At 50.3% G+C, this 9252-nt stretch carries 8 protein-coding genes; 5 read left to right on the forward strand and 3 right to left on the reverse strand.

Annotated features, from left to right (window positions below; all coding sequences use genetic code 11):
* From AC222A_RS17980 to AC222A_RS17995, 4 genes are all read left to right on the forward strand, one after another.
* On the forward strand, window positions 1–502 hold a 502-nt coding region (locus AC222A_RS17980), incomplete at its 5' end, for an SDR family NAD(P)-dependent oxidoreductase (protein WP_486775374.1).
* Between the two features lie 35 nt (window positions 503–537).
* The gene (locus tag AC222A_RS17985; RefSeq protein ID WP_372810447.1) at window positions 538–1137 is read left to right on the forward strand and encodes an START domain-containing protein; all 600 of its coding nucleotides are present in this window, start codon (window positions 538–540) and stop codon (window positions 1135–1137) included.
* A gap of 39 nt (window positions 1138–1176) precedes the next feature.
* Window positions 1177–2271 carry a DUF2855 family protein gene (locus AC222A_RS17990; protein ID WP_372759087.1) on the forward strand — a complete coding sequence of 365 codons (1095 nt, stop codon included), beginning with the start codon at window positions 1177–1179 and terminating at the stop codon, window positions 2269–2271.
* A gap of 43 nt (window positions 2272–2314) precedes the next feature.
* Window positions 2315–3313, forward strand: coding sequence for an NADP-dependent oxidoreductase (locus AC222A_RS17995; protein ID WP_486775375.1), 999 nt, complete (start codon window positions 2315–2317; stop codon window positions 3311–3313).
* 834 nt (window positions 3314–4147) lie between these two features.
* On the opposite strand, the gene AC222A_RS18000 is transcribed toward AC222A_RS17995, so the two are convergent.
* Together AC222A_RS18000 and AC222A_RS18005 are read right to left on the reverse strand one after the other, a co-directional pair.
* Window positions 4148–6535: a TonB-dependent receptor gene (locus AC222A_RS18000; RefSeq protein WP_372810449.1), complete on the reverse strand. Its 2388-nt coding sequence runs from the start codon at window positions 6533–6535 to the stop codon at window positions 4148–4150.
* Between the two features lie 23 nt (window positions 6536–6558).
* Window positions 6559–7449, reverse strand: a complete 891-nt coding sequence (locus AC222A_RS18005) for a fatty acid desaturase (RefSeq protein WP_486775376.1) — start codon at window positions 7447–7449, stop codon at window positions 6559–6561.
* A 189-nt stretch (window positions 7450–7638) separates the two neighbouring features.
* Between AC222A_RS18005 and AC222A_RS18010 the strand changes: the two genes are divergently transcribed.
* Window positions 7639–8664: an AraC family transcriptional regulator gene (locus AC222A_RS18010; RefSeq protein WP_486775377.1), complete on the forward strand. Its 1026-nt coding sequence runs from the start codon at window positions 7639–7641 to the stop codon at window positions 8662–8664.
* 57 nt (window positions 8665–8721) lie between these two features.
* Here AC222A_RS18010 and AC222A_RS18015 read toward each other — a convergent pair whose 3' ends face one another.
* Window positions 8722–9159, reverse strand: a complete 438-nt coding sequence (locus tag AC222A_RS18015) for an SRPBCC family protein (protein WP_486775378.1) — start codon at window positions 9157–9159, stop codon at window positions 8722–8724.
* Window positions 9160–9252: the final 93 nt, after the last annotated feature.

The raw sequence follows: 9252 nt of genomic DNA on the forward strand, positions 1-9252 counted from the left end.
CATTAACCTGTGGGGTGTGATCCACGGCACCAAAGCCTTTCTCCCGCATATCAAAACCAGTGGCGAAGGGCACATCGTCAACGTCTCCAGTATTTTCGGAATCTGCGCCCAGCCAACCCAGAGCGCCTACAACATCAGCAAGTTTGCAGTGCGCGGATTTACCGAGTCGCTGCGGCAGGAGTTGGAACTGGAGGGTGGTTCGATCAGTGCGACCAGCATTCATCCTGGTGGCATCAAAACCAATATCGCGCGGTCGGGCAGGGTGAATGCCAGCGTAAACTTGGGTCAGGACGCAACACGTGAGCAGGAGATTCTGGCGACGGAGAAAATGCTGCGCACCAGTGCGGAAGAGGCTGCGAAAACGATATTGAAGGGTGTGCAACGGAATGCGCGGCGCGTGGTGATCGGCGGGGATGCAAAGTTTATGGATGTAGTAGTGAGATTGTTTCCCGGGTTGTATCAAAAACTGTTTATTGCGGCGTTTCGTCGGCAGCGGCGATGAACTGCAATCAAAAGAAGGACAGAGGTCTGGTAACTATGCGAATAATGATTTTTTTCATGGCAATGATGCTCACCTCATTGAATGGGGTTTCGGATGAATCGTGGGTTTTAGCGCTGGATGAGGACCAATTACAGATATATACGAAGCCGGTACCTGGTTCACCTTTCCTGGCGGTGAAGGGGGTAGTGAAAATCAATGCGACACCTAAGCAGCTTGCCGCGAGCTTGGGCAGCGATAACGAATGCGCCAAATGGCGCAAGATGTGCAAGTCCAGCCGGGTGATCGAGCAGATTTCCGAGGACGAGCGCATCGTGCACACGATACTCGATCTGCCTTGGCCGCTGTCCGACCGGGACGTGGTCAATCGTGTCACCGTGGAGCGTTGTGCGAGAACCGGCAGGATCACCGTAAATGCCGTATCCGACCCGAAATTGCCCCCGAGTAAAAAGTATGTCCGAGCTCTATCCAATACTTCGATCGAGATACTGCCGGTTTCCGACACCGCCACCCGACTGACCTTAATTAGCCACGCAGACATGGGTGGAGATCTGCCGCCGGATCGAATCAACGAGCGAATACCTCGGGGAACCCTGGAGGATCTTCGGGTACTCAAGTCTTTGGTTGAGGGCCGGTGATTCAGTTTTGACTACTTTTTCAACGCGAGGAGAGTCAACGTGACAACACCCATTCAAATGCAGGTGAATAAACGGGATTTTCGGCAGGTACGTCTTGTTGAGCCTGAAACAAAGCCGCTGGAGTCCGGCGAGGTGCGGGTCGCGATTGAGAAGTTTGCCCTGACTGCCAACAATGTCAGCTATGCCATCGGCGGAGACGATGTGTATTGGCAATTCTATCCCGCGCCTGAAGAATGGGGCGTGGTGCCTGTGTGGGGGGTGGCGACGGTAACCGAAAGTCAAAACCCCGACGCGCCGGTGGGCACGCGGCTGCATGGCTTTTATCCGATGGCGAATACCGCAGCATTGCGCTTGCAAAAAAAGAACGATATGCAGTTCAGGGAAGTCTCTGCCTATCGAGTGCCGTTGTTTGGGCTGTACAACGAATACGGCAATGTGACGAATCACCCCAAGGAAATGATGGACTTTGAGAACGCCAGCTGCCTGTTCGTAATTTTTATGACCTCGTACTGCGTTGCGGACTATTGTGACGCCAATGATTTTTTCAATGCTGAGCAGATCGTGGTCAGCTCGGTTTCTTCCAAGACCGGGTTCGGCGTCGCCAAGTTACTCAAGGACAATCCCAAATGCGCTGCGAAGATTATAGGTTTGACCTCCGCGGGTAATCGAGAGTTCGTTGAGAAACTGAACTGCTGCGACAGTATTGTTTGTTATGGCGATGAGACGGCAATAGACAATAGCAAGACCACGGCCTATATCGACTTTGCTGCCAACACTGCGCTTCTGGGGTCGATTCATCATCATTTTCAGGATCGCCTCGTGGAAAGCTGCCTGGTCGGATTTACCGACTGGGAGGGTTTCGAAGGTATGGAGGCGCTTGCCAGAGAATTGCCAGGCGCTGCACCGCACTTCTTCTTCCATCCAGCGCATCAGGAAATGCGCGATAAAGAGTGGGGCGAAGGGGTCTTCCACAAGCGAGGTATGGAAACACTATTCAGACTGATTTCTGAAAATTCCCATCACTGGGATGTGCAGTGGATCAATGATGCGGAGACATTAGTGGATAAATGGAAGCAGCTACTGGACAACAAGGTGCCCGGTCGGTTGGGATTGATGGTCAGTCTGTCCTCATGATCACTGTCAGGGTTCGAAAAAATCGGTTGCGAGGACATTAACTATGCCATCACAAGTTAGATTGAAGAAACGTCCCCAGGGCAATGCGTTTCCCCAGTGGCGCTTCACCGAGGATGAAACACCGGATCTGGAGGATGGTCAGATTCGCCTGAGACTTGCGTATATTTCAATCGATCCGGGAATGATGGGCTGGGTGACCGACAAACGTTCTTATATCCCGCCGGTAAATGAGGGCGAGGTTATGCGGGCATTCGGGGTGGGTGAGGTGGTGGAAAGCCGATCTGATCTTTATCCGGTCGGCAGTTTTGCAACCGGGTTTACCGGGGTTCAAAGTGAAGCGGTATTGCCCGCGGAAGGATTTTTAAGTCGAATTGAGCCCGGCAATCTCCCGCTAAACTATTTTTTAAGTGCACTCGGCATGCCAGGTTTCACCGGATATTTTGGTATGAGTGATATCGGTGCGCCTTCAGAAGGCGATACCGTAGTCGTGTCGGCCTGCTCGGGCGCTGTGGGCTCGATTGCCTCCCAAATAGCGAAATTGGCAGGTGCACGTGTCATCGGTATTGCCGGTGGACCTGAAAAGTGCAAATTACTCACTGAGCAGTTCGGGCTGGAGGGAGCGATCGATTACAAGTCGGGTTCGATCAAGGACTGTCTGCGAGAGCAATGCCCGAATGGTATCGACGTGTATTTTGACAATGTCGGCGGCGAAATACTCGATACTGTGCTGACTCGAATGAACTACAAGGGTCGCGTCGTACTGTGTGGGGGTATTTCGCAGTACGGTGACATGGACAGCGTACAAGGACCAAAGAATTATCTCTCGGCGATTACGCACTCGCTGACATTGCGCGGCTTTACCATGCAGGACTACCTGTTGCAGATTCCCGAAGCGGTCGAAGTGCTTACGCCGCTGGTAGAGCAGCGCAAACTACGCGTGCTTGAACATGTCGTGGAAGGACTGCAAAACTTTCCCGAAGCATTTGAGATGATATTCGCGGGCCGCAATCTGGGTAAGCTGATGCTCAAAGTTGAGCAGTGACAAGGTTGGCACTGACCATATCCAAGTAACTTGAACCGGTCCGGGTAGTAGTAAATTCATACTAAGGCTGCGAGCTGCTTCGGGTTATCAATCCGACGGTCGGCTGCTGCGGCATACTCCGATTACTTGAGAAAAGCTTCATAAAACCAGCGCGTTAGCGGTAGTTCGAACGGAGACAGGTTCGGTCTTTCTCGCTGGCTATCACACTCACATCACATCATATTGCAATTAATTGCAATCGCGGCACGTCAGCAGCGGCTCAATTTAGGATTCGTACCGCAAAAAAAACGGCAACATTCTGGTTAATTGTTCCCCTTCTCTTTCAAGAAATTAATTTCGTGATCGAAAAAGTTGTTCATGTCAGGTTTTTTACTAGTTAAATCACTAATTTCAAGAATGGAGCTGCTTAGGTTGGTTTAAACTCCAACGATACAGAAGGTTCTGTGCTCTTTACCTTAGGCGACAAGGAATACTGTGCTAGAACCTCGGCCAGTATGACGTGGAGCGACAAAGTCCTCGAATTCAATGTTTTCGGGTGGGGCCGGTGGTAGTGAATCGCTATCTGGAAGAAGGGCCCGATGGTAATCAGTTGGTTTGGGAGTATGCGGACGGCTCCACTACGCATATGGACAGACTATGCACTTTACCTGAAGACCAAAAAGTTCCTGAAAAGCGTGGGCGGCGTTGGAAAATACTTTAACTCAGCCTCGGCACCTCTGAATGGAAAAGTCAGGCCGGACGCATAGTCTCTGAAATTTTTCTATTGGAAGAGACTTAAAATCTGCAGCATCATACTGGGAAATAATGTTCCTGATAACTTAGGCAACAGCAGGGTTAGTCCAGTAGCCCGAAGTTATAGCGAAAATCCACTGAGTACTGCACTTCATCAGGGTGGGTAACCGCCACATAATTCCCTCCCTGTTGTTGTGCATCCAGCACTAACAATCTCTCCTGTTCCTCGGTGAGGTTCTTGGCATTCACTATGATAGCCCAGCGTTTGTCCACGGGTGATATTGCCAGTCTTGCGTTGATCTTGGTCGTCGCTTCTTGATAGGTCTTTTCGTCAAGGTCGGGGTCAAGGTAATGATCGCCCTGATAAATGACATCAATAGCAAACATGACGCCTATTTCCCGCGCGGGCCAAACGGGGAAGCGAACAGTCGGCGTTATACTGGCAGATTCCGCTGGCGCAAAGGCCAATCGCTCGCCAGTTAAGTCTTGGGAAGGTGGCGCATCGTCACCGCATTCCGGTAACGCGTCGCGGTCATCCCAGGTTGTCGGTCCGCAGGGGAAATCGCCATACCGTGTTTTATTAAAGCCTACGCTCCCCTGTAACGTGAGCCACGGGATCGGAGGTAGCCACTGGAAATCAATTTCCAGGCCTTTGGAATTTGCTTCACCGGTATTAGCCGTAGAAATCTGTGTGCCGTCAAACAGGTTGAGCTGGAAGTTATCGAAATCCACTTTGTAAACTGTGGCATTTAATTCTAAGGTCTGATCAAACAAGCGGCTTTTTATACCGATCTCTGTAGAAAGCGCTTCTTCTGCTTCATACTCCACGTTAATCGGCCTGATTAGAGGACCTGAATAGCCACCACTTTTAAAGCCCTTGGCGATATTGCCGAATACCGTAAGTTCATCAGAGGGTGACCAACTGACCGCCAGTTTCGGTGAGACTTCGTATTCTTTCTTGCTGCCTTCGTTGTCAAAGTTTTCCTGTCCGGCGACAAGTGCGGGCACAGGCGTGTTTGCGAAACTTCCGTTCGCGCCGTCTTTGGTTTCCTTACCCAGTCGGATGCCGAGGCTTGTCGTTAGTGAGCTCGACAAGTGCCAATCTGCCTGCGCGAACAACGCGTAGGACTCTGCGAAAACGCGGACATAATTCACCGCGAATACGTCTTGCTCGCCGTTTGGAACCGCACCGATCAATGCGTTCAGTGCCGCTACCTCAGCGGCACCTGCGTTTGGTACACCACGACCTTCAGCGATTAACGGCGCCAGTTGGGCAAGCCCGGTGAGGTTTTGACGCGCGAACTGGGTTACGGTTGCGTGCGACTCGCCAACGAACATTCCTATAACCCAGTCGACAGAGTCACCCCAGCCAAACAGTACGTCACTGTCGGCGGTGTAGCGCAACTCGAACTGTTCCTGTTTGTAGCGATCGGGACCGTCCGTTTCCAAAGAGAGCGCGTTGACTGGCCCGAAGTCAGAATCTAGTAGATAGGGAGTGTCAACCTGTGCCCGGCTAGCGATGGCCGTCAGACTAGCGTTGCGAAAAACCCAATTGTCGCCAGTATCAACGCTCATTTTCAGTGCGATCGCTTCGCTAAACCTACTCGTGAATGTGGGAGCATTGGTTGCACGGGTATTATTAAACTCATCATCTTCGGTTTGCGGGTCTGCTTCACGGTATACCTGAAAACCGCTTGGTGTAATATGGCTGTGTTGCATGCCATTGCCTACGCTCTCAAAGTCGGATTTAAAGGCGAGTAGGTTTATCTCACCACCCTCGAACGGAAACCAGTCCAGCTTTAAACGCATAGACTCATCTTTAAATTGTTCTTCTTCGTTATTGCGGGTGGTGTTATAGAGGCCGAAAGATTTATCACGCTTGCGCCAGCTTATTCGAGCGGCCAGAACGTCATCGATTATCGGAAAGCCCAGAGCGGCTTCATATCGCTTCCCGTCCAAACTTTCTTCGGCCACATTGATATAGCCGCTCAGATCGAAACTAGGCGCAGCCGTCGTAAAATTCAGTACGCCAGCGACCGTGTTTTTACCGAACAGCGTCCCCTGGGGTCCTCGCAAAACCTCCAATCGCTCCAGGTCGAAGACAGCATCGTTGGTAAAGGTAGAGCGACCGTAGCTGACGCCGTCGATTACCAGACCAACAGAAGGCTCAAGATTCTGGGCAAGCGGAGGCGTGCCAAACCCGCGAATGCTGGTGGAACTGTAGGCGGGATTTGCGGCTGTAAATTTTACATTTGGCGTGTACTGAACCAGGTCGGTGGTGTCGACTATCGCTGCGTCTGTCGCCATATCACCACTGATGGCGGATACCGACATGGGGATTTCCTGCAAACTTTGAGCGCGTTTCTGGGCCGTAACAATGACCTCCTCCAGCACTCTGCGGCCATCTTCTTTTCCCAGCACTGCGGATGGCAATAGCATTGCGGAAGTCATTGTTGTAGCCAGAATCGTTTTTGTCTTTTTGATTATCATGATGATACCTCGATCAGAGAGGCTTAGCCTGCGTCTCTGGGATGAAGTGATAAGGCGTCAGTCGTTGCTGGATTTTGTGACTGGTGATACTGGCTCCTGGCATTCCAGACCTTCAGGTAGCGATAGAATGGAACTTTCGGGTAGAGATGGTGTACCAGATGGTAATTTTGGAAGAGTAATAGCGGCGTCAGTAGCCACTCCAGGCCGACCCGGTTCGATGTGGCTTGAAAAGGGTTTTCTACTTCTTGCTTGTGATGAGGGTAGTGGGGCAGGTAATCAAATACGACTGACAGCAGCACAGTGTTGATTCGTGTAGGGATAAAGAACAGCAATACGTAGTATTCAATCCAGCCCGCGAGCCCAACAACAGTCAATATCACCGCCCCAAACAGAATTGCGAAATACAATTCCTTGCGTTCGCTTTCTGGTCTGGTTTTAAAAACAGATGGCCGGAAATAGTAGAAGAGGTAATTGATGTCCAGCGTAGCCCATCGCAAAGGGAGCAACCAGCGTGAACCCCGGCTTACATAGACATCAGGGTCTTTGGTTTTATCGTTAGTGAATCTGTGGTGTTGCATGTGGATAAAACGGAAAGTGCGAAAAAAGGGTACGGGTGACTGAAGAACAGTCGCTATCCGGCCAATCCAGTCGTTTAGTTGCCGATTTTTGCTTATGGCATTGTGCGTTGCGTCATGACCGGGTGTGAAAGACAAATAGGCGCCGATCGTGCTAATCACTATCGCCCAGGGTAACGACAATGTTCCTTCGATATACCCTGCGATCGATATGCCATAGCAAACAAAGGCAGCAACAAGAACGACAATACTTGGCCAGGCGACTTCAGGACGTTTGGTGAGAGCCTTAAATAATTCGATATCATCGGTTTGATCTGCACAAGTGCTGGTTTTATTCATCCTCGAACCTCTCGGTATGTCACGTCTCCCAATTTACCCATTGTTATAAGACGCGGGTTAAACGAACAGAACCGAGAATGACAGCAGGGGGACAAATAATGACAAATTGCGCTCGCTGGCGTATAGTCTCCGCAATGGCTTTGCGCATTCATAATACTAATTTCATTGCATAGTCCGGTGTTTTCCACGATGCAAGACAGGAAATATCTTTCCTCAAGTTATGCCCGCATTCTGTTTCGCCATTTGCGACTGAGTGAAGAAAAAAGTGCCGCTTTCTTTAAGGGCACGACCGTGTCATATGACGATCTGATGTCGCTTGATGGCTGCATTTCCAGTGATGAATTGGCGCAGATGTATCGGAATGCCTGCGCAATTTCCGGGCGAGATGATTTGGGCTTGTCAGTTGGGACCCAATTGCATCTTTCTACACATGGTCCGCTTGGTGTTGCAATTTTTAGTGGTCCGGATCTCCGAAAAGCATTAGGTTTGCTTGCTCGATACAGCCAAACACGATTTGATCTGGTGCACTTTTCCGTCACCGAAAGCCCAGCGGGTATGACTGTTACCCTGATCGAAGGCAGCGAACTCCATGACCTTCGAATTTTCATTACCGAGAGCGTTTTCAGTAGCATTTTCGCGGCTATAAACCACTTTACCGGAGACCACGAATTCTCCGGCAAGGTCTGTTTTTCTTACTCTAAACCTGGTTATAGCGAAAAGTACTATGACCACTATGGGGCTGATATTGCCTTTGATTGCCCCTACACCAGCGTTTTTGTCCCCAGCTCACAGTTATCCATTCCGTCGCCTGTCGCTGATCCGCTTATGCACGAGCAATCGGTAGCGATCTGTGAACAACAGCTCAATGAGGTTTCCGGCTTTAGTAAAGAGCCATCTAGTCAATCGACTGAAGCCGCGGTTTCATCCTTAATTGCGGAGAATCCGGGTAGGATTTGGAGTTTGGGAGAAGTCGCAGATTCCCTCCATATGAGTGCGCGGACTCTCATTAGAAAGCTGGATGCTGAGGGAACGAAGTTTCAGGTAGTCAGGGATGAAGTCGCAAAGAAACAAGCGGTTCACTACTTGAGTGATGCGAGACTAACCGTTGAAACCGTCGCGCATTTGATGGGCTTTAGTGATGTCTCCAGTTTCAGGCGAAGTTTCAAGCGCTGGTTTGGGAAAACGCCGTCTCAGTATTTTACCCGGACCAAGTGAATGCTATGCAAAGAGAATTATATATTCATTTGTCTAAGACCGCCGGAAAGCCAGCTATCACATTGCTTCGATCTGCTTGAGAAGCGAAGTAAATCCCTTCACACCCTGTCGCTCAAACATTCCATCTAAATAAAACCGCCCAAGTAGTGGCACGGTAATCCGCCCCCGAGAGACCCACAGTACATGGGTTTTGTCACCGTCTTCGGTCAGACGAATTTCACCGATCTCATGCTTGAAGGGCAGTGGGCGTGATTTTTCTATCTGGTAGCCGAGCAGCGTTGGTCGCTGAAATTGTGTGATGCGTTCTTCAAGCTGTACTTTGCCCAAGTCCAGAAAACGTAACGCTCCCTGACCATTCTCCTCGGATTTTCCCTCTTCCAATAAGCGTGACACTTTTATACCGCGGAAACGCGCATAATTGGCGTGATCGGCAAGTGCGTCGAATACGTCGGCTATCGGTTTATTGAGTACGTGCTCTATACGAATATTAAACATGGGCATTCCTGTTTTGGTTTCTTGGTCTTGCGCGCTTTGATCAGAGTATTTTCCAGAACTAAGCGATCAAAAATGGCAGGCAGCCAGTATCGT

It is taken from the genome of Litorivivens sp., from assembly GCF_057445395.1.